Genomic DNA, 26,815 nt, shown 5'->3' with positions numbered 1-26,815 from the left:
GGTTCTTTTCCAGGTTTAAATACCAGCGCCTTAGCAGCAGAAATTTGCATTTTTTCATGGTCTAACTAATCAGCAAAAAAACTTGTAGGAATCATTATCTCGCGTTTTATTTTGCTCTACCGATTTAACCTCTCGACAGCTTCCGGGCTTGTATCTACACGTTTAACGAAAAAAACTAATAGTAGTGCAACAACATTCATGCCAAGCGCTACATAGAATGAATATTGAATTCCGGATAATAATGCCTTCTGAGTTAATATTGCCTTCGTAGCTTCTGTGAAGGTTGTTGGATCTACTTCAGACATTAGACTTTCAGCTTTTGTTTTTGTTACTGAATTCATAATCGTAACAAGAATAGCAGTACCAATCGAACCGGACACTTGTTGAGCTGTATTATTAACAGCCGTACCGTGCGGATTTAAGCGAGTTGGCAATTGATTAAGGCCATTTGTCATAAGTGGCATCATCACCATCGCCATCCCAAACATCCGCAGTGTGTAAATAAGAATAATATGTGTGTGACTAGAGTCGATTTGCAGGTTTGCCAGCATATAAGTTGAAACAGCTGTAATGGAAAGTCCTACTATGCCAAGAATTCGCGGGCCATATTTATCAAATAGTTTACCTGTAATTGGTGACATAACCCCCATTATTACCGCACCTGGAAGCATCATCAGCCCAGAGCTCAGCGGCGAAATACCGCGGACATTTTGTACATAAGCTGGTGTTAAAATCATACCCGAAAACATAGCCACCGCATTGACAATTGCAATTACAGACGCAAGTGCAAACATTGGGTACTTGTAAACACGTAAATCCAATAAAGGCTCATTCATTTTTAATTGACGGATAATGAAAGCAATTAGGGAAATAGCGCCTATGATTAAGGCTGTTAAGACCACTTTATTCGTCCAACCATCGGAGCTTGCAGAACTGAATCCATATAACAAACCGCCAAAACCGACAGAAGATAATAGTAATGAGAGATAATCAAGTTTTGCATTTTTGTTTTGTCTCATGACATTCTCCGATTTCCAAATCCCTAACAGTAAGCTAATGATTGCTAGCGGTAAAATCATTTCAAACAGCAAACGCCAGTCATAGTACTCTACAATATAACCTGATAGTGTCGGTCCAATTGCTGGTGCTGTAATCATAACTAATCCAAAAATCCCCATTGCTGTTCCCCTTTTTTCTCTTGGAAAGCTTACTAGCATAATATTCATTAACAAAGGCCCCATGACTGAAGAACCTGCTGCTTGAACCATCCGGCCAGTAAGTAATAAACCGAAGTTCGGTGCTACAGCTGCTAAGGCCGTACCAAAAATAAAAATCACCATAGATGTAATAAATAAGCTCCTATTGGAAAAGCGAGTTATTAAAAATGCTGATGCCGGAATTAATATACCACTTACAAGCATATACCCTGTAGAAAGCCACTGGATCGTTGAATAATCTTTAATGTCTAAATCCTTCATGATTGATGGCAAGGCTACATTTAAAAGGGAGTTATTTAGAAATGAAACAAATGCCCCAATAAAAAGGATTACAAGCATTAAATATGGTGGTTTTCTTTTATGTAATGTTTCATTCATATATTTATTTGCCCCTTCATTATAAATTCCATTGATTCGTTTAAATCGTTTGCATATCTGCACAAAAATATATTATCCTTGCAGTATTTTGCCAAACTCTTCGACTGGATATTCTCTTTTTAGCAATTCTATTTGCTCAACATAACATTTTAAAATTTTTTTATTGATTAAACCTTTATAAACATTTAAATACAGGCTTGTAAATCTAGTTATGTAACTATCCATAAAAAGGAATATTACATAGGTTAAGTCAAACATTACATTTTTAAAGTGAGGGGATTAAGCTTATGTACCAATATTGGTATTTGAATTCAAAGGGAAACGGTGAACCATATAATAACCAAATTTCAATGTCGTCATTATATTCACAGCCCCAAATAACTAAAGCGGAGGGAATGGATAGTCTGAAGGTTCCTGAGAATTGGAGTTGTCGAGTCTATCCATTTGGTTGGGATTCACCAGCCAATTATACGGGTTTCAATCCCCAATTCCCTCCCTTCTCTTGGGGGCAGCCAAGCCATTATGCAGGGATGATGCCCCAAGGTCATCCTGCTAATTGGACTCCATTACCAGGCCATGCTGCTTTTAATTTTCAAAAACCTCCCTTCCCCTGGGCCCAACCATTCAATCATGCGGGGATGTTCGCACACGGTAATCTTGCCGCTTTACTATCGCCGCCAGCTAAGGCTTTTAAATTCAGTACCAATAACTGGGGTATTTTCGGAAACTCTCCAGGATGGGGCGAACAGATAAGTCCCATGGGATGGGGGAATAACGGAGGTTACAGTCAGACAGGAATGCTTGGAAACTTACTTACAGTAGGAAAAGGCACCATGAATGGAATCGGAATGCTTAGTAGTCTAATGGGTATGGGGAAGTTCTTCTTTTAGTGAATTAGAACGGGAGGATAAGTCCATAGCCCAGACTAAAAAAACAGTTCCTTTTCCATTGATTTAATCTTCTCAAATATGCCCCCTGAGTGTATTTATTGTATGGTTCCAGTACTCCCTCCAAGCTCGTTTCGTTTCCTCTCCTTTCAAATTATAAAAAACATCTATTACCTTGTATGTGGTAACTTGATAGAGGTGTGGTGGCACCAACAAAACGCAAATTTCGTACACTAAGCAAAACGTTACAAAAAAACGGTTCCTTTACGAAAGAACCGTTTTTTGTAGTTTTTATTTATTTGAAAAGTAGTCAAATCTTTTTTCACTAGTTAACACTTTGAACACGGCCAATTTGTCCATCTTGTAATCGAACTTTAATACCGTATGTATGTGTTTCACTATGTGTTAAAATGTCTTTCACAACACCACTTACAGTTTTACTATAGTCATTATCTAATTGAATAACTACATGTGAACCAACTGAAATTTGTGATCTTGTTGGTTTCCCACCTGTTGCTTGTGTTGTTTTTTCTTGTTTTTGTGTTCTCTGTTGTTGCTGAGTCTTCTGCTCTTCTTGTTTACGCTTCTCTTCTTCTGCTCTTTGCTGCTCTACTTGCTTGCGTTTTTCTTCCTCTGCTCTTTGTTGCTCTTCTTGTTTACGCTTCTCTTCTTCTACTCTTTGTTGCTCTTCTTGCTTACGCTTCTCTTCTTCTGCTCTTTGTTGCTCTTCTTGCTTACGCTTCTCTTCTTCTGCTCTTTGTTGCTCTTCTTGCTTACGTTTTTCTTCCTCCGCTACTTTTTTATCTTCATCTATTTTTTGCTCATCTGATGCTACTTTTAATTTTTCTTCCTCACCTTTACAAGCACTTAAAGACATTACACACAAACTCAAAAGTACAAAAAATAACAATTTCTTTAACATTAAAAAATCCTCCTATATATACATTACAAATCAATAACTTTCATAGCATAACAAAAATGCATGTATTTCTTTGTCAAAATTTGTCGTATATATTTAATTTTGACTAACACTCACGCTACAATAAAGGCGGAGATTATTATTATATCGATTCGTGCATAGGAATTACGTCCGTTTGCTAGTCAAGTGAACTTAATTAATGCAATACAAAGAAAAACCTTCACCTTATGTATAAAAGGATCTTTCGATTGAAGATCCTTTTATATTGCTCATTTAACTAAATAGATTGGTTAATTACATAACGCTTTTCTAACTTTCCTTGCAAAGCTTAGCGGATCATCAACGTCTTCGATATTAACGTAAATTAAATTTGGATCATCACATAACCACTCATTGTGTATAGACGAAACGATTATTCCTTGTTTAATAATTGTAGCAACAAATCCATTGACCTCTTTTTGTAAGAGCGCTACTCGTCCTAAACATAATGCCCGTCCAGTTTTATTATCTCTTGATTCGAATGAGAAGGAAGTTGTTACTCTAAAACGTTTTCCTAAAATTGTTGCCTTTATTTCATCCCGATTTATTGTTGCCACGCATTTTCCACCGGCGAATCCTTCTTGGCCACCGATAATTCTTGCAAACTGTTGACAAATTAATTCATCATTACACGCCATACCTTGAATCATCTCCCCTTTTACTGTTAGGGTATGAATGAATACATAGGTCTGAAACGGTAATGAATCTATTCTATTACAAAAAAGATGACGGCAATCCGCCAAAATCTATTAACTCAATGATTCCGGATTATTTGAATTAACTCGGCTTTATATGTTAAGACATTTTTAGGGAACATAAAAAAGACACCCTAAGGTGCCATCCTCCAACTTGAGAATCATATCTATGTATGGAGAAATTTAGAAAAGAGGAGCTTCTAACTATAATTTATAGAGCTCTTATGCCATGAATAACTTACATATTTCCTTATTTACCGGAAGAAGAATCCCCATTATATTACTTTCTGATCAGTCTCGTTACAGCCATCCCAATAAATCCAGCCCCCATCCCTATTAGCCATCCAGCATGAGTATCGCCTAATATAGATCCCACTCCTCCGCCAAGAAACATGCAGCCAACAAATACTAATCCTCCAATTCCCCAATTCGGCCGTTCCATAATTCAATCACATCCCTTCAATAAAGCATATGCGATTAACTAGCCCAACTTTCTTGCATAGGATATGTTAATCATTTTGCTTATGCACTTCAGGGCATTCAAAAGATGCGATGATTGGCCAATTTGAATGAATTGCAGAAGGAGAATTTCATTTTTTCATATTATAATAACTTAAGAGTTGTGGAAGAAATTCTTCTTTAACTAACGGGTTAATAGAAGTATGGAGATTTCCCACAATTTATGACTCACCCCCTTGCTATCAAGCTAAGAAAAGCAAATCCCAAAAAACGAAAATTATATGCCTCATTGACTACTGTTAATGAGACGTTATGTTAATCTCACATGAAGACCCTATTCATCCGAATTCGCACAAATTTGTCCTTGCTGATGGTACAATTAAAGTCATGGAGGGATATTATGGGAATTTATTATGTAATAACATTACTTCTTATAAACGGCGCTGCAATATTATTGTTTTTCTTGTCTGTTTCACCAAAAATTAAGGCTAAAAATCTATCATCAATAATGGTCTGTTTAGGGATAAATCTAATCATAAGTCCAGCGGCTCTTCTTATAGGTGGGATAACTGATTATGCAGGTGTGGCGGCTAATTATGGAGCTTATTTTGCGGGTGAGTCGGCAACGGCCCCTTCTCTAGTTAGTCGTGCACTTTATTTTTTAGGAGGATTTCTCTTCATTCAGGGAATACCGCTTCTCATACTACTTGCAGCTTTTTGGAAGTTTGCAAGAGCAAAGAAAACAAAACTAGTATAGAAGAATGAGTGGGTGCCTTTTTAGAGTAGGAATCCGCTTTTTTCTGGCTACCAATAATAGGACGTTATGTCATACAATGGAGTTACTATTAGAAAACTATGAGGATGATTACGTTGATAAAATTTGTAATTAGTTATGCTGTAAGTCTGTTTGCTTTTATTTTCGGATGGTTCTTGATTTCATATATTTCTCATCCTAGCTTTATTCACCCGAACGTTGTATTAGAATTCATTAAAACGATCGTCACTTATGGTAGTATACCGGCTCTTGTAGCTTGTCTAATTGGGGAAGTATTATACAGGAAAATCAAACGATGTAGAGAATTTCAATTTGGAATTCCTGGATTTATAGGACTAGCAGTTATCTATACACTTATACCCTTCCTTTTTCTTTTTCCTTTTAATTTTTCCCATTTCTTTGATTTCGTTGCACCTGTTATTATGGGGGCCTTATCTTTTTATTTAGTACGTAGAAAAATATAATTAACTTCCATTAACGAGAATGATGTAAATAAGCTGTCCATATGGGCTAGTTTATTATATTTTTTTCTTAGCGTAGTTTTTTTCCGAAATGCTGATGTGGTACCCTTATATAGGGCTTTTTCTCAATAAACCATACAACTTAACATGGTAAAATAATAGTTGGATGGGAGCCCAATACATATGATGGTTCAAGTTGAAGAAAGACACCTTAGAGTGTCTTTTCTTTATAAGGGGCCCGCCCCATCGCCATCAAGCTAAGAAAAGCAAATACCCCCAAAAAAGAAAAATTGAGCCAAACTCTAATAAATAACTGTGAAAAGGTAAAATTTTTGTTATGGGAGGTTTCTCAAAATATTAGCTTGATGGGCATGTTGTGGTACCTATTTAAGGGGAAATATGGATGAATTCCTCTCATTCTTTATTTTTATGACATTAGGAGGGGCTAGTCCCTATTTTGTAAAAGAGAAATAGAAAAAGAGTGCTTTTGTAAATAACACTCCCCCATTATTCTGCCATTCTCTTTTATCAATAGGCCCAACAGGAACAGCAATAAAACTAGTATTTGGATCAGTAACTACTGTACTTAGATAGTTCAGACTGCTATATCTAACACAAATGTTAACTTTCAGGAGGGGGACCCCCTTTTATATATTGAAAGCTATTTGGAGTGAATCTGTGTTCCTTATATATTATGAAATGGGTTTACAATTGTGACATAAGGGCTTGTTTTTAATATTTTTTTAATTTTTATAGGTTTTTTCCTTATACTAGTACGTTTGCGGATTCATAAGTTATAAGGTGTAAGTGGGTGAAAGATAAGGTTGGTGTATAAATGAGTGAATTTAGAAAGAGATTTGAGATTCCGTGTGAGTGTTTTTTCCCCCCTGTACCTCTACCTCAAATAGGGCCGACTGGACCAACAGGACCTACTGGGCCGACTGGACCAACGGGACCTACTGGATCAACTGGGCCGACTGGGCCGACTGGGCCGACTGGACCTACGGCAGTAGCGTGTTGTCCATGTACTAATATTCTTGATAACCCTGGATTTGACGAACCACCATTAGTAGGCGATCTAGTTCCAGGTTGGAATCAAATTGGGGATGTTACAGAAGTAGGTTTTCCAAACGCCCATAGTGGTCGTATTCTTTCAAATGGGACACTTAGTATCTTAGCTGCGTCAATTGAACCAGGTGGAAGTATTAATCAATCGGTTGATGTTGGCGAAGGTTGTTGTTTTACGTTTTCTTTTGCTGCGGATATAAGGGATGGTGCACTTCTTATAGCTTCTGTATCTTTCCCAGAACTTGGACATGGATGTCCTCCTCTCCCTGCAACTCTTGGACCATCGAATATTCCGAATATTGTCCCAGCTTCGAATCAACTGCAATCTAGCTTCCAACATTATACTCTTGTTGTGTGTATACCTGCTGGTGTGACTACAGCATGTGTTGCTTTCCAAAATATTGCTACAGGTGGGGAAGGAGCAACAGCTTTTGTTGATAATGTTGTATTCCAACCTACTGGTGGACCTTGTACTTCATGTTCACAAAATTTCTAATGTATTGATGCACTTGCAGTTTTTTAATGCGGTTTTTAGTATAAAAAAAGAGAAAGATTATAAAAATCTTTCTCTTTTTTTATTTATAAATTATTATCTATTGTAATAAATCTCAAAAAAGGAAACAGGTTTTTTACTTCCAAAAATATCTTAACGTATAATATCCGCTTTTTGACGTCAGGACCCATGCCCATTTTTAATGGATAAATAGTGTTTTAAGAGTTTTTTAGTTTATTTGAACGAAAGTTCACTTTGTTTCCGTTCTTAAGTTGATGAGCATGGGGTACCGCCAGTATTTCGGAAAAAACCACGCTAAGAGTATACAAGATTTTATACAGTTTTTCGGTTAATCCAATAACAGACAAGAACCCTAAAACCGCACCAGGATAGGAATGTATAAAAAATGCATAGATCCATAGAACAAAAAAGACGATTCCCTTGTGAAAGTAGGGATTCTTCTTTTTCTTCGCTACCCTTAACAAGAATTGTGTAAATACGCTGTCCATATGGGTAGCTTATTTTATTTTTGCTTAGCCTGGATTTTTTCAAATATACGATATTTTATTTGTCGATATTTTTTTAATCCTCATTATTGATTTCTATCGTACCTGTTCTAGCACTAACTTTTAAACTATTTAACAGATTATCAGGTGTCTTGATTTCCACTTCATATTCAAATTTAGATTGTGTTAAGTTTTCATCTTCTAATTCGAATTCTTTTTTCACATTAATAATTTCCCCATTTGTATGAGCTAAAGAAATTTCACGAACTTGTTTCTCTGTGTAGTTTTCATTCTTTTTGGCATAATTGTAGCCCATACCATAATATCCACCAACAATAGCAATACCACTTACTAAAATTGCAATTACACTTATCATTATTTTCTTTTTATGTTTTAACATTTTCATCCACTCCTTCATGATTAATCATCTATTCCAAATCTTGCTTCAAGAGCATTTTCTGCTTGCTCTAATTGATCTTCCAGTATATCGTGTTCTCTTTCTTGCTTTTGATATTGTTCAATAGTTATCGTTCCAGCACGATAATCCGCTTCTAGCTGATTATCAGATCGTTCTATCTTGTCATCTAATTGATCAATTTCTTTTTTGGCTGCTAAGTACGTATTTAAGTTTTCTTCTTTTGCTCCAACTGGTTTCGTGTTATTTGCCTTTTCTACAATAGATGAGACTTCGTTTTTGAAATCTTGTATTGGCTTCGTATCATTCACAGCAGGCCCTGTTTTGTTTGGTTCTTGTTGTAGTTGAGCAACTTCTTTTTGTAATGTATCATTTTCCACTTTCAGTTGTTGTACTTCTGTATTGTTATCAGCTTGAGTAGAACAAGCTGTTAAGAATAAACAAGACATTGCTCCAATCAGCATCCACTTTCTCATTCTGTTTTTCCTCCCTTTACATGTGCACCTTATCCTTGCCTTTATATTACTGAACAAACATTAAAGGAAGATTAATGTACAAAAAATAAAATGATATAATTAAATCGTTTCTAATCTTTCTTTAATGTTTTGGAATTATAGTGATACATATTAATAAGAAGAAAAGGAGAATGTTAATGCGAGTTCTTATTGTCGAAGATGAACAAGACTTACAAAATATATTAGTAAAACGATTAAATGCAGAACATTATAGTGTCGATGCATGTGGGAATGGAGAAGATGCCTTGGATTATATAAACCTGGCTACCTACGATTTGATTGTGCTTGACATTATGATTCCCGGAATAGATGGTTTACAAGTATTACAAAGATTACGCGCGGACAATAATACAACCCCTGTCTTGCTTCTTACAGCTAAAGATACAATTGATGATCGTGTAACAGGACTTGACTTAGGTGCGGACGATTATTTAGTAAAGCCATTTGCTTTTGACGAACTGTTAGCAAGAATTCGAGTGTTAATGCGAAGAAATACAGGAAACACATCTAATGTGTTTGAAATCGCTGACCTAGTGGTAGATTGCAATATGCATAAAGTAACAAGAGGAGACCAGGTTATCACTCTTTCCAGTAAAGAATTTGCTATTTTAGAATATATGATTCGTAATAAAGAAGTTGTGTTGACACGAGATAAAATTGAGCAACATGTGTGGAATTACGACTATGAAGGTGGCTCGAATATTATTGATGTTTACGTCCGCTATCTTCGTAAAAAAATTGATAGCCAGTTTGAAACGAAGTTAATTCATACAGTACGAGGAACTGGTTACGTATTGCGAGTAGAATCATGAAAAGACTATCAATAAAAATGAGAGTAACCCTGTGGTATACGGGGCTAATTGTAATTATTATGGCACTCGTGTTAGCTTTTATTTTAACTTCTTCAGATAAAGTTTTGCTTTTTAATATGAAAGATCAATTGAAGAGCACAGTAAAAGAAAGCATTGAAGATATCGAATATAAGCATGGTCAATTAAAGATGGACGATGATTTTGAAACCTTTGAAGATGGAGTAAATATCATCATTTATAGTAAACAAGGTGAGCCGTTGGCAGGACATAGTCCAACAAGCTTTAATAAAAAGATATCGCTTAAATCCGATGAAATACAAACTATTAAAGACGGTAATAAAGAATGGATTGTATATGATTTTCTCCATAATGCAGGCGGCGATGAGCAAGTGTGGGTTCGTGGAATAATGACTATGAACCAATTATCATCAACGATGAATACGCTTATTGTGATAACACTCATCTCATTCCCATTACTGATTCTCATTGCCGCAGTAGGAGGATATTTTATTACGCAAAGAGCGTTTCGACCTGTGCAACAAATGAGTGACTCAGCTAGTAAAATTGGTGATGGTAAAGACCTTTCGAAGAGAATTCATTTACAAGGTTCACCGAAAGATGAAATGTATCATTTAGCACAAACCTTTGACAAAATGTTTGAGCGATTGGAAACATCATTTGAAAGTGAAAAACAATTTACATCTGACGCCTCTCATGAATTAAGAACACCAACATCTGTTATTATTTCGCAATGCGAATACGCTTTATCGCAGAGGAATAATCCGAAAGAAATGGAAGAATCGTTAGAAGTAATTTTAAAGCAATCACGCAAAATGTCCGCGCTAATCTCACAACTCTTATTATTAGCAAGAGCTGATCAAGGAAACCATAATACTTTCCAATTTGAATGTATCAATATGAGTGAATTAACGGAAATCGTTGTAGAAGAGCTTTCACTAATGGTTCAAGAAGCTTCAATTGATATAACAACTACTATAGAGGAAGACCTGTTTATGAAAGCAGATCAAACATTAATGATGCGTTTATTAATGAACTTACTAACGAATGCGATTGCTTATAGCAAAGCGAACGGAACTGTTCATATGCAACTGTTCCGTGATGAAACCAACATAATAGGTAAAGTCTCCGATAATGGCATCGGCATCAGCGAGCAACATATTGATAAAATATGGGACCGTTTCTATCGAGTTGACGCAGCACGAACATCTTCAAGCACTGGAAACACAGGTTTAGGATTGTCGATGGTAAAATGGATTGTCGAACTACACGGAGGAGAAATTACGGTTGAAAGTGAATTAGGAGAAGGCAGTACTTTTACATTTAAACTACCAATTGAAAAACGAGCATAATTTATGCGCATCTGTCGCTTCAGAATAAAGATTGATTCAAAAGCTCTCTTCAATCCTTATGTAAAAATAACGGAAACATTTTAAACAGCATCGATTTTATCATTTTGGACAACCTGGTCTGTTAAGCTGATATACATGTGGGAAAAACGATCGAAATAAAACCCCAGAAATCCAAAGGTCTCTGGGGCTTCATTATATATTTAGCTCTTTTTGCTTTTTGTTTTGTTTATGTCTATGCAGCAATTTTCGACTTATGAGAGATATCAGTAATAAGATCAGTATTAGTACGCAAAGTTGCATAAATGACAAATCAAAATATTTAGCACCAGTAACGATTAAAAGTGTAGAAATCGTGCCTTTTACAACGAAAAAAATAATAACCCATAATCCGCCTTTTTTCCAGTTCATTTTATATTACCCTTTCCTACGTTTAAATTCTTAAAAGATTTAATGATAGTTCCTAAATATGACAATTTAATAGAAATCTATTATATTAACAAAAAATTCATGTCTAATTAAATGCGACGATTCTATATTAAGTGAAAATGATATTCATTGTCAATTTTATTGACTATTTGAATACTTATTCTTTATTTTAATCTCTTTTTACTTTGTTTCTTATAAGCAATTAACTCTTGTATACAAACAAAAAACACCTCCATTGAATTCCCACACTTAGTATGCGAATTCAAGGGGTGTTTTTTTTCATGGACCATCAGGTAAGATTTTCTGCTTTGTTTATTCGTATAAGTTCTTAATACATAGCGATTTTTTAGTACACGATAACTGGATCATAAGTATTCAAACTATCATACACAGTTTTTGCAACATTAGGAAGAAGGTTCACACACCCACCTGATCCCCCTGTTAAATAAGCATTATTTCCCCAGTCTTTTCGCCAGCCTGCATCATGGAATCCTTGACCACTATTTGTGAATGGAACCCAGTAATCTACTTTAACTGCATAATCAGCTTTACCTACTGCGCTTCCTTTCAGCGTGTATGGTGTTCGTTTATATAGAACGTACCACACACCTGGTGATGTATCTTCACTCGTGCTATGTTTACCCGTTACTACATTTGTTGTGACGACTAATTTCCCATCTTTATAAATCCAAATTTGTTGATCTGCAATTGAAACTTCTGCATATGTGTCTCCGATGCCATTATTCGATGTTGTTTTATAGCCGATTCCTTCCTTCTCCCAACCATTCCCGTGAATATTAGAAGCAGAAAGCGATTTTTCGCCTTTCTCAAAGGCTTGTTGAACCTGTTTTGTTTCTTTTTCCACATCTAGTGCCCAGCCGTATCCTTGTCCTTTTACTGATATAACCGAACCAGAATGTGTTTTAAAAGCGAAGTCTTTATGTAATGTAGATTTAGCCTTATTAATTTCAGCAATCTTATTCTTAATTTCGCTCGCATCGATTGTCACTTTCATGTCCTTTGACATAGAGGCATTTTGAATTAAATCTTTTGCTTTTAATGAATACACTTCATCCTGCACTTTATAATCAACAGACTGCCTAAGAAGATTTTGTAATGCTTTCTCTTCTTTTTTGATAATCGGATCGTCTTCTTTAATAGGCTGTATGTATGCAGACTTTAGATGAATTTCGCTTTTATGCTTCTGCTTGTCGTAATCTTTTAGTAGATTCGTAACGTCATACTGTTTTCCATCAACACTCTTCGAAATTACAACTTTTCCTTGTTCGAGCTTCGCCATAGCATCTTGAGGCGCTTTTAATTTTTCATTCATAGAAACAAGCTTTTCTTCTACAAGTTTTTTCATCGTTTCACTACGATACTGATCCGCTTCTTTCGGTAGCAATGAATAATCTTTTTCCTTTGCGGAAGGGAAAAATGTCCACTGGCTTTTTAATAGTTTCTTAACTTGTGGCAAATCTTTTTCCGTCAGTTCCGTTTTTGTATCTTGTTCATCTAAAATTTGTTGTTGATCAATATAGACTTTATTTGCTAGTCCAGATGTTTTTAATTTCTGTATTGCCTGATCAGCGCTCAAACCACCGACCTTTGTATCATTAATCGTAACATTCGAATTGAAGTGAGTTGCCTGATAATAACTCATTCCTCCAATAAGAAGTGCAATTACACCGCCACCCGCAGCGATTAGCTTCCAATTTGTAAAACGTTTTCTTGATCTTACCCGTTTTTTCTCAACTTCTTCAACTGATTCATGTACTGTATTGTTATTCATCAATTTTTCCCCCGTATATATTAACGTCAATCGATTTTAAACCAAAACCATTGAATAGTGTACCTTATTTTTCCTAAAATTTCATTGTTTTTAACCAAATTTTATCTCATTTAATCGATTAAAGTTAGATTTTTTAATAGTAAGATATATAAAGATGGTAGATAAAGTGAAAAAAGGACCACACCAATCGAGCTATTACAGGCACCTCGCATTCACCGAATTTTAAAGGGCGATACTACTTAACTTGGTAAAATAATTTTCAGATGGTTCAAATCAGAGGAAGGCACCATAGGATGTCTTTATTTATGAAAAATATCCACAAAAAAGGGTCTACATGTAGACTCTTTTTTGTGAATATTTTAATCTCGCATTTTTTATAAAGTTATAATCCCCCCTACTTCACTACATTTAACTGCTTCCCGCTGTTCGCCAAGGTTCACAACATCTACTATCAGCCTAACTAATTTCACCTTATGACCTGTTATCATCAACAATTTCAAGTTTCTTTAAAACTATTATATATGTTTGTACCACGCTTTGTTGATACGTTTAATCTTTACAGATGTTGAAGTTTTAGACTCATTCTTTGGTGTAATCATATTATTAGAACATCCTGCAATAGTGAGACAGCATGTAGCCAATAAAACTAATAATATTAACTTATTCAAATAGCCACTCCTATATAAGCGAAATATTATATTGAGAAAATTAAACATAACACCGAACCTTTGTAAAAACAATATATTTCCTGTTTTTATTATTAATTAACAGATTACTGGACACCTTAAAGTTCTTTTTTGCACTTCTAAGGGTAAAACCTCACGCTCATCAAGTCAAGGTTCAATTTCTATTTAATCCTATTCTCAATATTTATTCCAAAATAAAAAGATAGCCATTTTTGTTGAAATTTATTCATACATTCCTTGCTAATAAGAGTAAATTACAAACTCGTTATCTCCCAAAATGAAAAGTACGATTTGAATTCCTATAACTATATATACGTTTATTCAACTAACTTCTCCCCCGAAACAATCCGAAACAAAGTGGCTGCATGTTTTCCTTCTAATTGAGCGTACTGATTATCCCCCGCCTTAATTTCCACTTTATCCTTATTAGGGCTTATCCAAATTTGATACAACACAGCTTTCGCCTCTATTTTCGGATTTTTAAATTGAAAAATAAAGCGATAATCACCTGGACGAGACATTTCCACTTTTTTATTTTCAAAATTAGTATCATTTAATATTTTCTTTACTTGCAACACTTCATCATTATCTGTCACTACTTTAAGATCCTCATATTCATTATCACCAATATGTTTTTCTACTTCAATTCTTTGCTCTTCATTTCCTAGTATATTTGAACAGCCGGTTATTATGAATATACAGATGGCAATAAAAACGAAAGACAAATTTCTGATCCTCACATTCATCTACCTCTTTTCAATAAAAATATACGCATTGTAAAATAAAGGTGATTATCTTTTGGTTAGAAATATAAACAATAGTAAGGAAGGAGTGCCATTCCATGCAATTAAAAACATACACTTGGAAAAGTTATACGTTTCTCATTGTAAGTATATTCGTTACTATTAATCTCTTTCTCTTCACACCTATTTTAGACAGAGTTGGAGTCGAATATGTCGTGCCTTTCGCCTACTTCATATTAGTTTCCGCTGTTATAGCAATCCTTTTAGCAATCATCTCTTTTTGTAGCCGAGCTGAGAAAAAAATTTTAGCAATTATCGGTTTATGTTTTACTCTATTTAACACAGCAATTATTTTATTTTTCCTTTGGTTTGGTTACCATTTCACTTAAGTGAAATATAAATAAACTCCATAAGCGACAAATACAATGAATAGAATAGAAACGCTAAGTACCGTATATATGATCCATTTTACATTTGAACTCATATACCCTCTCCTCTCACCCCTAATAATTCCAGTATATAACAAAAAAGCATTGGATACCCAATGCTTTTCATACTTACGCAAATAAAGACGTATTCGCATATAACGCTGGTGAACCACCTGAATGTACGAATAAAATGTTGTCTTCTTTATTAAATGTATCTTTTTTAATTAAGTCGATTAGTCCCGCTACCGCTTTACCTGTATACACCGGATCCAGTAAAATACCTTCTGTTTTCGCAAGTAATTGTACTGCTTCCACCATTTCTGGCGTTGGTAACGCGTAACCTGGTCCTACATATTCATCAAAGCATGTAACCGCTTCGCGTGGGATAAAGTTTGGAATACCAACGTGAGCTGACGTTTCCTCTACAAGTTTTGCTACTTTCTCTTCCTGCTCTGCTTTTCCTCTACTTACGTTGATTCCAATTACAGGAATGTTACTTTGTGTTCCAGCAAAACCAGTAATTAAACCAGCATGCATACCAGCGCTACCGCTTACGCAAACGACTGAACTGAAATCAATTCCTTGATCGAATGATTGCGCCATAATTTCTTGCGCACAAGCAACGTATCCCATTGCGCCAGTAGGATTTGATCCACCAACTGGTATTACATATGGTGTACTACCTTTCTCACTTACTTCTTTCGCTACTTTATGCATCTCTTCCATAAGATCTGCTCCGTTTGGTACAACAATTACATTTTCAGCACCTAGTAAATGATATAAGAAATAGTTTCCGTTAAAATCCGGCTTCTCTTCTGGCTCAAGCCCTTCTTCTAATACAAGAATACATTTCATTTTTTCTTTTACCGCAGCTGCAAGTGTTAGACGGCAATGATTTGACTGAATACCACCAGCTGTAATTAACGTATCTGCACCTTTTGCTTGTGCATCCGCAACTAGAAATTCTAACTTTCTCGTCTTATTACCACCAGCTGTTAAACCAAGTAAATCATCTCGTTTAAAATAAATAGTTGGTCCACCAAGTGCTTCAGAAAAATTGTTTAATTTTTCAATTGGTGTATATGACTCTGTATATTTTTTTCTCGGGAATTTAGCTAAATTCATAAATAACGCTCCTTTTGTACTTCTTTCACAATGTATGTAACGATACTATTATTACATGTAAAAATGATGAAGTCATCTTTCTGAGATAAAAATGTATTGAAATTCGGTTTTGGTGAATGGATTTACATGAAAGATTTTCACTACAGTACGGTACATGAAATTTATATCAACTTACCGACAAAACAAAAAGACCCACTCATAAAAAAAGTAGGCCCTCTTCCAATCACTTATTTGCCGAAAATCGAAGTAGCTGCGTTAATCCTGGCTCTAAATTCATTTCGCCTTTATGACGTACGTATACAACCTTGTCCTCCTCAAATTCCGGAGGATTCCCCGGATTATACGTCAGCCACTCGTCCGTTCCTTCTATAGAGTACTCCATGTATTCTGTTGCACCCACGATTACGTTTTTACTATCATCAGCGGTTACATTTGGTGCCATTTGTGCCATTTTCGAATCACTAATTAATAATTTTTTTATCTCCTTATCACGTTTGTAATCATAAGCTGTCACCATTACATCGCTACCATATGCTTTCACTTGCAACCCTTGTTTAAATGAATAGCCATCAGGAGCAGTCTTCTCTCCGCCATTTGGTCCAGCTGACATCCAGCCCGTTTCAATTCCGCCCGTATTTACAACAGTAAATCCTTTTTTATCTCCGCCTGCAATTTTCTTTTTACCAGCCCAGTCTGGTAAATTTAAATCCCAATGCGTGTGACTCGTGAAGAAAACAACTTGCGGATAGTCTTTTAATATATCGTACAACTTATCAACATTTAAATAATCTTGTAAGTACGGTGATTGTCTTGATCCAGATACTGTATCAGGTAAAACGTGATGAGAGAAAATGAAGATTGGCTTATTTTTATCTTTTTGACTGTACTCTTCTAAATTTTGTTTTAACCAACCTAGTTGCTCATCACTCATAAATACTTCATCCCACATTTTTGAATCGTGGTATTTCATATATTTTTCAGTTCCTAAAAATAAAAGCGGATAACCGTCTAATTCTTTTTTATGATATACCTTTTCTTGCCCGCTAAATTGTAAGTAGCGGTTGAATAGCGTTTCTTCCGTTACACCATTTGGCCATGTACTTTGAGAGAGTTTCCCATCAGCTGTCCATTTACCAGCATAAAACTCATGATTCCCAACAGTTGACCATACATTCTCTGGATACTTATTTTTGTTTAACACACGCTTCACATCATCGTATTGTGACTGTTGTCCCGTTGACGTTATATCCCCATTCATAATAAGTGCTCTAGAAAGCGGCATCACTTTATTCATATCTTTTAATACGTGATCAAAATCCCCTAAGTCCCCTTGAATATCACTAATAACGTTAAAAGTTGTAGCTGATTTTCGGATTTGCTCTTTCCCTTCCGCATGTGCTGAAAATGTCGGTAATAACGCCGCCATAACAGCTAATGAAGCAACTGCCTTTTTCATACAAATTCTCCCCCTAATAATAAAATGTACAAACTGACATGTTCTGCTTTCTCTTAGGTGCTTGTCCAATTCACATTATAGGGAGAGATTGTAAAGGTTGATTAGGTAAAAAATTAAGAGTTTTTTAAGGGGTTTTGTCTTTTTTTGCAAACCACAATTAGCGATTTACGCCAATCTAGCTTTCTAGCCTTTAACATTACATAAATGTAAATTTTGATGTTAAATCTTTTAGTTTCATACGTTGTTTTTTGTTACTTCTAATTTTCGGGAAAAATCCACTAATTAATAATGTTATAATCCATACCATTATTAGAATAAAATTTATTGTATTACCGGAATTCAAGCTGAAAACTCTCCACAAATAGGCAGCACAAAAAACGAGGATAGCAGTAATAATAAGTAAAAATGTCCTAACTACTAATCCAATGTAGGATCTCTTCTCTTGCTTAAAAATGAAAGTTCTTCTACCTTTGTACAATCTAATTACAAATAGCAGCAAATATACACTAAGTATGGCTCCAATAACAATTGATGTAATGGAATTACTTTTTCTCTGCTCAGCTAGAGAAATGTAACTTTCAGGTAAATTTCCCGTTTCATATTCAATCCATGCGTGGTAAATATCCTGTCGTAAGTCTATACCACCTTCACCATTTGTAAGGATTACCAATCCATCCTTTGTATTAGGAATGAAACCATAAAAAGAATGCCAGCCTCGATTGTCACCAGAATGATAAAGTAATCTCCATTGATTAGATAGTTTTTTTTCAAATATACCTAAACCATTCTCCCCTAATACTGGCTTTTGCATTTCTTCAACACATTCACTTTTGATGACACCACTCCCTTTATTATTTGCATCCATGCTTGCAAGTATCAATGTCATCATATCCGTAACATTTGTCTTGAGACCTGCAGCAGCCTGTTCGGTAAATTGATAACTAGGGAGCTCCTCTCCAAAATATCCATAAGCTTTTGAAAGGTTATGGTTTTCAGAACGTTGCAAGAATGAACTAGATTTCATTCCTAAAGGTTTCATAATTTGTTCTTCCATATAACGATCAAACGGTATTTCGGTAACCTCTTCAATTACAAGTTGTAAAATTGTATATCCGCCACCAGAGTAAATTATTTCTGAACCTGGTTTATTGGTAACCTCCACTGGTTCATTAAGCCATCCTTTTCCAGATAGAGACTCCTCGATAGAATTAAGATGTTTCCCTGGTGCAATCCCAAGGTATCCTTTATGTGCAGACAGTCCTGCTGTATGACTTAATAATCTTCTTATCGTGACTTCATTATTATTAAACTCTGAATTAGGTAATTTCCATTTGGTCAGATATTTTCCAACGGGATCATCTAGTGATAAACGACCTTCATCTACAAGATGTAGGATTCCCCACGCTGTAAGGCTTTTAGATATGGAACCAGCTTGAAACAATGTATCATCACTCACCGCCTTTTTTGTCTTTTTATCTACATAACCGTAGTTTAGTGTATAAGCAATACGCCCCTCATGTACAACCCCTATTGCAACCCCTGGTACCTCATAATTCCCCTGCCATTTTGGTACCTGTTCATCCAGCTTTCTTTTGAAATCCTCTATACTCCTATCAATCAACGTGCCCGATTCTGCCCTTACCACATTTGTAAACCATGCTTCATTCGTAATGAATATACAAATCATTAAACATAAAATACTTTTGCATATTATCGATGCTTTTTGTCTATTCTTCATTTGCTCTACCCCTTTTTTCAGAATATTCTACCCGTCAATCAGAGTATCCCATTCTAATATCCCGTTCTATCGATTTTTATTACTTAACCTTACAAAATTGTAATAAAAATCAAAGTACTACATACTTAAAGGGTTTACTGTTTTTTATCCGAGGACAATGAAATTCATCAACAAGATAGACATGAGGTTATATTTATGGTTTCAGTTAATGCCCCTAAAATACTAGTTCGGTTAATCAATTGGATATATTACACACTACAAATATTCATTTTATAAAAAGAAGAACCCCACACATTTTGATTAAAATGTGCGAGGTTCTTTTGGCCACCTTAAATTTTTATGAAAAAGATTGATTATTTTATGTAGCTTGCTAAAAAAATATTTTGTTCAATCAACTAACAGAACAAGATTAAACATTTAACTCATATTATTAATTTTTCCTATCTTTGTTGATAAATATAAAACACTTATAGCTCCTACATATTACGAATCTTAACTTTTTTGCTTAAAAGCGATTTTTTTTTGCCATCGGTTCTATATATGTGTTTAATATCCACGTTAATACTTTCCATACCTTTTGTTGCCTAGGTGGTAGATGAGCATTATATACATAACTGTATTCAATCTGCTGTGTTGCACCACGATTTCGTTTGAACTCTCCAGCCCCAGCACTACAATGACAAATTAAATCTTTTTCGATTGAATCCATTGTAATAAGGAGGGAAAGTATACGGTATAAACCTTGTTGCTGGTCAGAGTTTGTATTATAGCCAAGGATCGGCGTTGTCATAACTCCATCCCTAATAAAATAAGCAATGACACCATCAATTGTATTCCCTTTTTTTATAGCCTTTATCTCAAATAAGCGATGCTGCAGAGCATTCCATAAATAAGCGGGTGTAAACATTGGATTATGGGCGGAATATTTTTCAATATATAGTTGGTTGTATAACTGGGAAATTTGTAAAATATCCTCTTTCGTTAATTCTTCATTCGTAATGATTTCATACTTGCTTTTCTCTAATAAACTTTTATCATTTAATAAGTCTTTTCGTTTTTTTCGATTCATTTTTTTATAGTGTTTCGGATCAAATAAGTATATAGAACGAGACATAATTTTCTTGTAACCTACCGTAGATAGTGCTTCTGTCGTTACAGGATATAATTCGTTATTTAAAGAGCGAAATAGAATTGTATGCTCCGGAAATTTCTCAACTAATACATTCGTTATTTGTTCGATTTGTTGTTCGTTGATCGAGTGATAAAGGTTTGTTGAAAGCATCCAATTATTTACGACAATTACTTTATTAATATTTGTTCGTCGTAACCAACTTCCCATAAGATGAATTGGATAGGTTAATAGCTTCTCTAGCCATGGTTTTTTCAACTCCCATAGCTCTTCTAACGCATAAGATACGTAATGTGTATAAGGAGAACATACATATGAATTTTCGAACTCTGCGTTATTAAGAGTAACTGGCAAGATGAGATCATCAATTTCTAATAGAAAGAGCTGCGTGTTAACATTTTCAATAAATGCTGTAACGCCCTTTTGAAAAAGAGGCAGGAAACTATCTCGCACATATGCTCCATCTTTTTTTGATTCCCAATCAATGCTATGCAAGGAATGAACATCGTGTAACTTAATCATTTATGTTCACCAAGCCTTACAAGACTTTCTATTCTTTTTAATTTTTTATCATATACTTGAATATCGTAATGCGAAAAGAAAAAATGTGGTATCGCACACTTTTTAGTAGACCACAGTGTCTGTAATTCTTGCATTACCTTTGATTGACATAATTCGAGATCTTCAGGTAGTGCTTTAAGTTTAATTTCAATTTTGTCTACACTGTGTTGTATCACTTTAAATTCTTGAATGTCACTAGATGCAAACAAAATTGCTCTTCTAATGAAATCTGGAAAAATAAATATTTCGCTCTTATCCAATTCACTTATTCCAATAAATATATCGTCACATCGACCATCAATTCGTTCTAATGCTAAGAAAGGTGAGCCACAGCTGCACGGCGTTTTTTTCTCAATTAATATGTCATTGAGACGATAGCGTATAATAGGCTGTGTTTTCCTCATGAAATCAGTAATAATGGGAACAAATATCCCTTTCTCTTGATCTAAGTATTCTTTTTCAATATGAACGAGGTCTTCATTCATGTGTAATGTCCCCTGCTTACAGGTGGTAGCAAGAAAACCTTCTGTACATTGGTAAACTTGGTGTACTGTTTGCTTGAAAGTTGCATGAATAAAGTCTCTATCAATATCTTCAAGAACTTCTGCTACAGAGATAATTTTCTTAGGACAAATCGTAATCAGTCCTTCTTGCTGCCAATAAGCGATTTTCCGTAACATAGACGGCGGTGCAATTAAAATAGATGGCTGTATTTCATTTAATCGCGTGATATGCTGCTGAAACGAATCTAGTAAATCCAAAAAATGAAATGAGATTCGCTTATTTTTTGTCGCTTCGTATAAATTGCTATTTGCACGTAAGAAAAAAGCAATCGTGTGTTTATGTAGAATGCTAGAAGGAAGCACCTTTCCTATAATCGAGCCAGCCCACAACGTTTGTTCTTCCTCGGAAACGAGAAAAACCCCACGATTTCCACTAGTGCCTGATGATAAACCGACAGTTATATTACGAATGGTTGGTGAGAAATTCCGGGTCTTTTCTGCTTCAAATGCTACATGAAACGCTTCTTCCTTTGAAATATGGACTGTATTTAATGTATCAAAATGTTCCATCATTACTTCTTTATCAATAATAGGGAGTGCAGCCAAATTCCCCTTTTGAATTTCATTTAAAAACGGTGTATATAACTGGCGATAAAAAGGAGACGCCTCTATCGTGAACAAAAGTTGTTTTTCTATTTGTTGTTTATGAAACTGTTCCAATTGTTTGCGATTTGAAAAACGCAAGCCATATTTAGTTTTCAAATATTGCTTGAGAATCCGTAGTTTATTCATAGTACACCCCTGCTTTAATTTTATCCCATGTATGTTCACAATGAGTTGGTACAATTTCAATCTCAGGTGATGTTTGTGATAAATGGTGTAACTTCTCAATATTCTTTCGGTAAGATTTTGGATCGCTCGTTAAAAGGTTGGCAATCTTACTAGGAAATACAAGGTTTTGATACGTTTTACTTAGCCACACTGCGTCTGCACAAAGAAAGACAATTTTTTCACTCTGTAAATGGACGAATATACCGAATTGTCCTGTTGCATGTCCTGTTAAGTCAACAGCAAATAATGAGCCATCCTCAAATACATCATACCCCTCTTCAAACTTTCCATATGTAGAAGGTAAGTTAAAGGATGGCGTTTGATCAATGAATGACATCCTTTTCTCTAAATCTATCGGCAGTGTATCTTTTAGACACCCTTTTAATAGAGCACCAAATTTACTTCTCTTTTTAATATCCTCATAAGCTTTTGCGAAGGTTACTATTTTCGCTTTTGGAAAGTCAGGTAAACCAGCTGTATGATCGCCATGAAAATGAGAAAGAATAATATATTTAATTTCTTCTGGCTGAATACCATCAAGAAGAAGTTGCTGTTTAATAGATTGCTCTTCCGTAAAATGAACAGGCGTAAGTTTTGCATATACAGAGTAAGGAAATTTTTTTGTCGCCTCTTTAAAATGCCCCGCGTATCCAGTATCAAATAAAATATAACCTAATACTGGATGCTGGAGTAATCCTACTGTAGCCGGAAAACGGATTTGTTTCCAACTGCCCTTGGAATATGCAATTTTTTCTGGATGTGTGCAATATCCTGTATCATATAGCTTTAAAGATTTGATTTTCATTGTATTTTCCACCAGTCTACAAATTTTGTAATTCCTTCTTCTATACTGATTTTTGGAGCATATCCTAGTTCTTCTTTAGCTTTATCAATATTTAATGTCTGGCTTTTTGAAAGGACACTAACAGTATACTTTGTAAGAATAGGTTCTTTTCCGAATAAAATAGTTTTTGAGATTCCTTCTAGTATAGCAGCTAGTGAAAAAGCAGTTTTGTAGGAAATTTTTTTATATCTTACTTCCTTATCCAGACGCTTCATTACATTTTCTATGACCTCATATAAATTTACACGTTCGTCATTTGTTATATTGTACTTTTGTCCTAATGTATATTTTGGGGAATGCATACAAAGAAGTAAAGCATCTACAACATTCTCAACATACGTAATATCAACAAGAACATTTTCTGTACCAATTCTCGGTAAGGCACCCTTTTCACATACTTTAATAAGACGCGGAAGAATCGCGTTATCTCCTGGTCCGAATAAAGCGCGCGGGCGTATTGTGATAACTGGTAATCCATGTGTGAAAGCTTGATCAATAGCTTGTTCAGCCATGTGCTTCGTTGTTGCATAATGATTTACAAATGTATCAGGAAGTTTCGCGTTTTCTATTACATTTTGTCGCTCATCATAATAGAAATAAATACTTGGTGTTGATACGTGGATAAGGCGTTTTACACCGTACTTTTGACTTCCCTCGATAATATGTTTCGTTCCTAACACATTCGCATTATAAAAATCTTCATATTTGCCCCAAGGAGAAGAAAGTGCGCCGCTATGAAAGATATAATCTTTATCTTTACAAACTTGTAGCACACGATCCCTGTCTTCAAGAGGACAATGAACAAACTCGATTCCATTTTGTTCTAATACCTTACCGATTGTTTTATTTCTCCCCGTTGCCGTTACTTCATAGCCCATATTCTTCAGTCGAAAGGCGAGTTTTTGTCCTAGAAATCCCGTTCCTCCAGTTACTAGCATTTGCATACATCTTCACCATCCCACGATATGTCATATGTTGTTTGCTCTAAAATAGTCCGTTCATGTTTATAACTTTCACGCCATAATTTATACATGCTAAAGAACTGATAAAAAAATGGTTTCCAATCATTGTGACGATAAACGATATCTGGATAAGAACTTAGAACTTTTAACCATCGCTTACGTTTTTGTTTACTTTTTAAATAAGGAAATCCATATAAAAGCATCGCTAACCGAATTGCACACTCCGAATTTTGTCTTGGAATGAATGTATTGTTTACTGTTTCATTAAAAAAAGCGGGCAATATTTCCTCATCGAATAAATGTAATCCACTAGTAGTACGTGGATTACATTCAATTGGAATCGCGTCTCCATCCTCTGTAACGATAAAATCAAAGGCAATTTGTCCTGAGAAGTTTAGCTCTTTTACAATATGTCTAACAAACTGGTCAATTTTAGGATGATTCATATGCTTAAACGCAATGGTAGCACCTAAGCCTGCCGTGAATTCCGTTTTATAAGTAGAGTGAGCTAACACTTCCCCAGATTGTGCAATGCTGTAGGAACAATGCTGCGTCCCTTGTATAAACTCTTGCATAATATAATTCGACTTATCTATCATGCTTTCTTTTAGAGCATCCTCTTTTGTAATAAATTCCACCTTATCAGAGAAACGGGAGAAAATCGGCTTTCGTACAAAAGGAGTATGAGCTGGTGTTTTGTGCATCATTGAACGTATCGCTTCTTCATTATTTATTCTATATGTTGCAGGTACTTGCCACCCTAAATTCGCTACGAACTGAATAAATTCCCACTTATTATGCAGTAATGAAAGTTTTTGAAAATCATCTACTAATACATGACAAAACGCGCTTAACTCTTCTCTATATTTAGATATATAAAATATTTCTTCACAAGTAGGAATAAGCAAATCCACATTGTGACGTTGAATAATGGATAGTAGCGCACGGATACTTTCATTTGTTTTCCACTTTGGAGAAGGAATTTCATAAAAGTAATCCGTACTGGATGAGACTTTACTTAATGGATAAGGAATACTATCTGCAATAATAACGGTATGTCCGGCGCTATGAAACAGTCTGCATACATGCAGAGTTGCTGGTGCACGTGCCCCTGTAATTAATACTGTTTTCTTAGTATTCAAGAAGGATGCCCCCGATAGAAAGTCCCGCAGAAGTACCTAGTAATAATATTTTATTTCCGCGTTGTACTTTCTTTTGCTTAATCGCTTCGAAAAGAGCGACTGGAATAGATGCGGAAATCATATTACCGTAGTCTTCAAAAATGGTCATAAAGCGCTCTTCATCAACCCCTAATTTTTTACGAATGAGTCTCATAGCTGGTCCACTTGCTTGGTGAGGAACAATTAAATCAATATCAGCCAGGGAATAACCAGTATCCATAAGTAGCTTGTCGATAAACTTCAACAAATACTTAGAAGATAGTTTAAAAATAGCTCTTCCATTCATATCGAACAAGAAGTCTTCTTTTCGTTCCTCACTATACTCCCGAGGATGAATCATCGTTCCACCGCCACGAATTTCTGATAAATGCGCACCAGAGCTATATGTTTCCATATGGGAAGCAATAATAGAAGATGTATGATCGCTTTTTGTTATGACTACAGCTGCCGCACCGTCACCGAATAAAATGCTGCTTTCATTTTGTCCCCAATTCAATCCAACGGAAGAAATTTCAGAAGAAATGATAACAACATTTTTATATCTTCCGCATTCCATTGCGTAAGAAATCGTATCAAGTGCTGTTATGAAACTTAGACATGTTGAATTGATATCAAAACATGGAATACCAGAATGCTGTAGCCCGAGCTGTTCTTGAATAAGTGATGCTGTAGAAGGAATTGCCTGTTGAATCGTTCCGCTTCCGCAAATAATACAATCAATATCATCCCAAGTTAACTTAGCATCTTCTACAGCTTTTTTTGCAGCTTCAGCCCCCATATAAGAAGACGTTTCCCCATCAACAAAATATCTTGTTTTTACCCCAGCTTTTTTTAATGTCCAGCCTTCTGGCACATGTAGCATACGATCTATTTCAAAAGAATCTACCTTTCGTTTTGGAAGATATGTACCGATTCCTTTTATACTAATATATCTTTTCATTTTCTATCGCCTCTTAATCTTTTTATAAATTTAAAAACCCTTTACATCTAAACATCGTTGAGGATACATACAGAAAGTCCTTTTATAAAATTCTGCTATCCCCTTATGTACTTCTAATCCTATTTCTCTTCAAAAAAGAGCAAATTCTCTACTTGAGAACTTGCTCTTTTCACATGAGAATTCTTCAAATACATACTCTAGAAAAAACTTTTATAGCAATTTAATTATATTATAACAATTATCCGAAAATATTTAATAGTATTTTTTGTAAATAAAAGTGAAAATGTGGTATGAATTTACGTGAGATGGTAGTTTATTGGGCAGCGAATATACACATATAGAGTGTACATACATGTAATTTCAACATCTTCTATTTCCCATTTTGATTTCACAAAAGTTACTGTAATTTAAAACCTAAAGTATGTATCTCCATATCTTTTATACCTATTTACTATTCTATT

The 26,815-nt window shown here is 35.1% G+C and carries 25 protein-coding genes; 7 read left to right on the top strand and 18 right to left on the bottom strand.

Annotation, left to right across the window (positions count from 1 at the left end; translation table 11 throughout):
- Positions 1–116: 116 nt before the first annotated feature.
- Positions 117–1,595 (bottom strand): DHA2 family efflux MFS transporter permease subunit, encoded by a 1,479-nt coding sequence (locus ACUN28_RS13780; RefSeq protein WP_033660094.1) that lies wholly within the window; start codon positions 1,593–1,595, stop codon positions 117–119.
- A gap of 287 nt (positions 1,596–1,882) precedes the next feature.
- Between ACUN28_RS13780 and ACUN28_RS13775 the strand changes: the two genes are divergently transcribed.
- Positions 1,883–2,485 carry a hypothetical protein gene (locus tag ACUN28_RS13775; protein ID WP_016087226.1) on the top strand — a complete coding sequence of 201 codons (603 nt, stop codon included), beginning with the start codon at positions 1,883–1,885 and terminating at the stop codon, positions 2,483–2,485.
- Positions 2,486–2,807: 322 nt separating this feature from the next.
- Here the strand turns inward: ACUN28_RS13775 and ACUN28_RS13770 are convergent, their stop codons facing one another.
- The 3 genes from ACUN28_RS13770 to ACUN28_RS13760 all read right to left on the bottom strand — a co-directional run bounded on the left by ACUN28_RS13770 (position 2,808) and on the right by ACUN28_RS13760 (position 4,577).
- The gene (locus ACUN28_RS13770) at positions 2,808–3,404 is read right to left on the bottom strand and encodes a YwbE family protein (RefSeq protein ID WP_016087225.1); all 597 of its coding nucleotides are present in this window, start codon (positions 3,402–3,404) and stop codon (positions 2,808–2,810) included.
- A gap of 287 nt (positions 3,405–3,691) precedes the next feature.
- The gene (locus ACUN28_RS13765) at positions 3,692–4,078 is read right to left on the bottom strand and encodes a DUF1259 domain-containing protein (RefSeq protein WP_016087224.1); all 387 of its coding nucleotides are present in this window, start codon (positions 4,076–4,078) and stop codon (positions 3,692–3,694) included.
- Between the two features lie 337 nt (positions 4,079–4,415).
- Positions 4,416–4,577, bottom strand: coding sequence for a hypothetical protein (locus tag ACUN28_RS13760; protein ID WP_016087223.1), 162 nt, complete (start codon positions 4,575–4,577; stop codon positions 4,416–4,418).
- A gap of 417 nt (positions 4,578–4,994) precedes the next feature.
- Here ACUN28_RS13760 and ACUN28_RS13755 point away from each other — a divergent pair, with 417 nt between their 5' ends.
- The 3 genes from ACUN28_RS13755 (at position 4,995) to ACUN28_RS13745 (ending at position 7,394) form a co-directional block, all read left to right on the top strand.
- On the top strand, positions 4,995–5,351 hold the full coding sequence (locus ACUN28_RS13755) for a hypothetical protein (RefSeq protein ID WP_016087222.1): 357 nt from the start codon (positions 4,995–4,997) through the stop codon (positions 5,349–5,351).
- Between the two features lie 104 nt (positions 5,352–5,455).
- Positions 5,456–5,833, top strand: a complete 378-nt coding sequence (locus tag ACUN28_RS13750; protein WP_033659860.1) for a hypothetical protein — start codon at positions 5,456–5,458, stop codon at positions 5,831–5,833.
- An 832-nt stretch (positions 5,834–6,665) separates the two neighbouring features.
- Positions 6,666–7,394: a hypothetical protein gene (locus ACUN28_RS13745; RefSeq protein WP_016087220.1), complete on the top strand. Its 729-nt coding sequence runs from the start codon at positions 6,666–6,668 to the stop codon at positions 7,392–7,394.
- Positions 7,395–7,973: 579 nt separating this feature from the next.
- Here ACUN28_RS13745 and ACUN28_RS13740 read toward each other — a convergent pair.
- Entirely contained in the window at positions 7,974–8,297 is a 324-nt protein-coding gene (locus ACUN28_RS13740; protein WP_016087219.1) for a PepSY domain-containing protein, read from the bottom strand.
- Positions 8,298–8,317: 20 nt separating this feature from the next.
- On the bottom strand, positions 8,318–8,788 hold the full coding sequence (locus ACUN28_RS13735; RefSeq protein WP_016087218.1) for a lipoprotein: 471 nt from the start codon (positions 8,786–8,788) through the stop codon (positions 8,318–8,320).
- A gap of 176 nt (positions 8,789–8,964) precedes the next feature.
- Here ACUN28_RS13735 and ACUN28_RS13730 point away from each other — a divergent pair, with 176 nt between their 5' ends.
- Both ACUN28_RS13730 and ACUN28_RS13725 read left to right on the top strand, forming a co-directional pair.
- Complete coding sequence (locus tag ACUN28_RS13730; RefSeq protein WP_016087217.1) at positions 8,965–9,639, top strand: response regulator transcription factor; 675 nt, start codon at positions 8,965–8,967, stop codon at positions 9,637–9,639.
- On the top strand, positions 9,636–11,009 hold the full coding sequence (locus tag ACUN28_RS13725; protein WP_016087216.1) for a sensor histidine kinase: 1,374 nt from the start codon (positions 9,636–9,638) through the stop codon (positions 11,007–11,009). The genes ACUN28_RS13730 and ACUN28_RS13725 overlap by 4 nt, the downstream gene beginning before the upstream one ends.
- 192 nt (positions 11,010–11,201) lie before the next feature.
- Here the strand turns inward: ACUN28_RS13725 and ACUN28_RS13720 are convergent, their stop codons facing one another.
- The 3 genes from ACUN28_RS13720 to ACUN28_RS13710 all read right to left on the bottom strand — a co-directional run bounded on the left by ACUN28_RS13720 (position 11,202) and on the right by ACUN28_RS13710 (position 14,653).
- Positions 11,202–11,417, bottom strand: a complete 216-nt coding sequence (locus tag ACUN28_RS13720) for a hypothetical protein (RefSeq protein WP_016087215.1) — start codon at positions 11,415–11,417, stop codon at positions 11,202–11,204.
- 364 nt (positions 11,418–11,781) lie between these two features.
- Positions 11,782–13,227, bottom strand: coding sequence for a L,D-transpeptidase family protein (locus ACUN28_RS13715; RefSeq protein ID WP_016087214.1), 1,446 nt, complete (start codon positions 13,225–13,227; stop codon positions 11,782–11,784).
- A 1,003-nt stretch (positions 13,228–14,230) separates the two neighbouring features.
- Positions 14,231–14,653, bottom strand: a complete 423-nt coding sequence (locus tag ACUN28_RS13710; protein ID WP_016087213.1) for a hypothetical protein — start codon at positions 14,651–14,653, stop codon at positions 14,231–14,233.
- 101 nt (positions 14,654–14,754) lie between these two features.
- Between ACUN28_RS13710 and ACUN28_RS13705 the strand changes: the two genes are divergently transcribed.
- Entirely contained in the window at positions 14,755–15,045 is a 291-nt protein-coding gene (locus tag ACUN28_RS13705) for a hypothetical protein (RefSeq protein WP_016087212.1), read from the top strand.
- A 168-nt stretch (positions 15,046–15,213) separates the two neighbouring features.
- Here the strand turns inward: ACUN28_RS13705 and ACUN28_RS13700 are convergent, their stop codons facing one another.
- The 9 genes from ACUN28_RS13700 to ACUN28_RS13660 form a co-directional block, all read right to left on the bottom strand.
- Positions 15,214–16,209, bottom strand: a complete 996-nt coding sequence (locus ACUN28_RS13700; RefSeq protein WP_016087211.1) for a D-cysteine desulfhydrase — start codon at positions 16,207–16,209, stop codon at positions 15,214–15,216.
- Between the two features lie 223 nt (positions 16,210–16,432).
- Entirely contained in the window at positions 16,433–17,665 is a 1,233-nt protein-coding gene (locus ACUN28_RS13695; RefSeq protein ID WP_016087210.1) for a DUF4073 domain-containing protein, read from the bottom strand.
- 196 nt (positions 17,666–17,861) lie between these two features.
- On the bottom strand, positions 17,862–19,403 hold the full coding sequence (locus ACUN28_RS13690) for a serine hydrolase domain-containing protein (protein ID WP_016087209.1): 1,542 nt from the start codon (positions 19,401–19,403) through the stop codon (positions 17,862–17,864).
- Positions 19,404–19,908: 505 nt separating this feature from the next.
- Positions 19,909–21,054, bottom strand: a complete 1,146-nt coding sequence (locus tag ACUN28_RS13685) for a hypothetical protein (protein ID WP_016087208.1) — start codon at positions 21,052–21,054, stop codon at positions 19,909–19,911.
- Positions 21,051–22,388: a F390 synthetase-related protein gene (locus ACUN28_RS13680; RefSeq protein WP_016087207.1), complete on the bottom strand. Its 1,338-nt coding sequence runs from the start codon at positions 22,386–22,388 to the stop codon at positions 21,051–21,053. The genes ACUN28_RS13685 and ACUN28_RS13680 overlap by 4 nt, the downstream gene beginning before the upstream one ends.
- Positions 22,381–23,232 (bottom strand): MBL fold metallo-hydrolase, encoded by an 852-nt coding sequence (locus ACUN28_RS13675; RefSeq protein ID WP_016087206.1) that lies wholly within the window; start codon positions 23,230–23,232, stop codon positions 22,381–22,383. Before ACUN28_RS13675 ends, ACUN28_RS13680 begins: the two co-directional genes overlap by 8 nt.
- Positions 23,229–24,215: an NAD-dependent epimerase/dehydratase family protein gene (locus tag ACUN28_RS13670; protein WP_016087205.1), complete on the bottom strand. Its 987-nt coding sequence runs from the start codon at positions 24,213–24,215 to the stop codon at positions 23,229–23,231. Before ACUN28_RS13670 ends, ACUN28_RS13675 begins: the two co-directional genes overlap by 4 nt.
- On the bottom strand, positions 24,203–25,375 hold the full coding sequence (locus ACUN28_RS13665) for an ATP-grasp domain-containing protein (RefSeq protein ID WP_016087204.1): 1,173 nt from the start codon (positions 25,373–25,375) through the stop codon (positions 24,203–24,205). The genes ACUN28_RS13670 and ACUN28_RS13665 overlap by 13 nt, the downstream gene beginning before the upstream one ends.
- Complete coding sequence (locus ACUN28_RS13660; protein WP_016087203.1) at positions 25,365–26,354, bottom strand: beta-ketoacyl-ACP synthase III; 990 nt, start codon at positions 26,352–26,354, stop codon at positions 25,365–25,367. Before ACUN28_RS13660 ends, ACUN28_RS13665 begins: the two co-directional genes overlap by 11 nt.
- Positions 26,355–26,815: the final 461 nt, after the last annotated feature.

It is taken from the genome of Bacillus sp. WC2507, assembly GCF_052656125.1.
The sequence above is the reverse complement of the archived record's forward strand: the minus strand, read 5'-3'. Positions and strand labels throughout refer to the sequence as shown.

Coding starts and splice junctions, on each gene's coding strand:
- ACUN28_RS13780 (WP_033660094.1), bottom strand. CDS start 1,595: ATGAATGAAACATTACATAAAAGAAAACCACCATATTTAATGCTTGTA.
- ACUN28_RS13775 (WP_016087226.1), top strand. CDS start 1,883: ATGTACCAATATTGGTATTTGAATTCAAAGGGAAACGGTGAACCATAT.
- ACUN28_RS13770 (WP_016087225.1), bottom strand. CDS start 3,404: ATGTTAAAGAAATTGTTATTTTTTGTACTTTTGAGTTTGTGTGTAATG.
- ACUN28_RS13765 (WP_016087224.1), bottom strand. CDS start 4,078: ATGGCGTGTAATGATGAATTAATTTGTCAACAGTTTGCAAGAATTATC.
- ACUN28_RS13760 (WP_016087223.1), bottom strand. CDS start 4,577: ATGGAACGGCCGAATTGGGGAATTGGAGGATTAGTATTTGTTGGCTGC.
- ACUN28_RS13755 (WP_016087222.1), top strand. CDS start 4,995: ATGGGAATTTATTATGTAATAACATTACTTCTTATAAACGGCGCTGCA.
- ACUN28_RS13750 (WP_033659860.1), top strand. CDS start 5,456: ATGATTACGTTGATAAAATTTGTAATTAGTTATGCTGTAAGTCTGTTT.
- ACUN28_RS13745 (WP_016087220.1), top strand. CDS start 6,666: ATGAGTGAATTTAGAAAGAGATTTGAGATTCCGTGTGAGTGTTTTTTC.
- ACUN28_RS13740 (WP_016087219.1), bottom strand. CDS start 8,297: ATGTTAAAACATAAAAAGAAAATAATGATAAGTGTAATTGCAATTTTA.
- ACUN28_RS13735 (WP_016087218.1), bottom strand. CDS start 8,788: ATGAGAAAGTGGATGCTGATTGGAGCAATGTCTTGTTTATTCTTAACA.
- ACUN28_RS13730 (WP_016087217.1), top strand. CDS start 8,965: ATGCGAGTTCTTATTGTCGAAGATGAACAAGACTTACAAAATATATTA.
- ACUN28_RS13725 (WP_016087216.1), top strand. CDS start 9,636: ATGAAAAGACTATCAATAAAAATGAGAGTAACCCTGTGGTATACGGGG.
- ACUN28_RS13720 (WP_016087215.1), bottom strand. CDS start 11,417: ATGAACTGGAAAAAAGGCGGATTATGGGTTATTATTTTTTTCGTTGTA.
- ACUN28_RS13715 (WP_016087214.1), bottom strand. CDS start 13,227: ATGAATAACAATACAGTACATGAATCAGTTGAAGAAGTTGAGAAAAAA.
- ACUN28_RS13705 (WP_016087212.1), top strand. CDS start 14,755: ATGCAATTAAAAACATACACTTGGAAAAGTTATACGTTTCTCATTGTA.
- ACUN28_RS13700 (WP_016087211.1), bottom strand. CDS start 16,209: ATGAATTTAGCTAAATTCCCGAGAAAAAAATATACAGAGTCATATACA.
- ACUN28_RS13695 (WP_016087210.1), bottom strand. CDS start 17,665: ATGAAAAAGGCAGTTGCTTCATTAGCTGTTATGGCGGCGTTATTACCG.
- ACUN28_RS13690 (WP_016087209.1), bottom strand. CDS start 19,403: ATGAAGAATAGACAAAAAGCATCGATAATATGCAAAAGTATTTTATGT.
- ACUN28_RS13685 (WP_016087208.1), bottom strand. CDS start 21,054: ATGATTAAGTTACACGATGTTCATTCCTTGCATAGCATTGATTGGGAA.
- ACUN28_RS13680 (WP_016087207.1), bottom strand. CDS start 22,388: ATGAATAAACTACGGATTCTCAAGCAATATTTGAAAACTAAATATGGC.
- ACUN28_RS13675 (WP_016087206.1), bottom strand. CDS start 23,232: ATGAAAATCAAATCTTTAAAGCTATATGATACAGGATATTGCACACAT.
- ACUN28_RS13670 (WP_016087205.1), bottom strand. CDS start 24,215: ATGCAAATGCTAGTAACTGGAGGAACGGGATTTCTAGGACAAAAACTC.
- ACUN28_RS13660 (WP_016087203.1), bottom strand. CDS start 26,354: ATGAAAAGATATATTAGTATAAAAGGAATCGGTACATATCTTCCAAAA.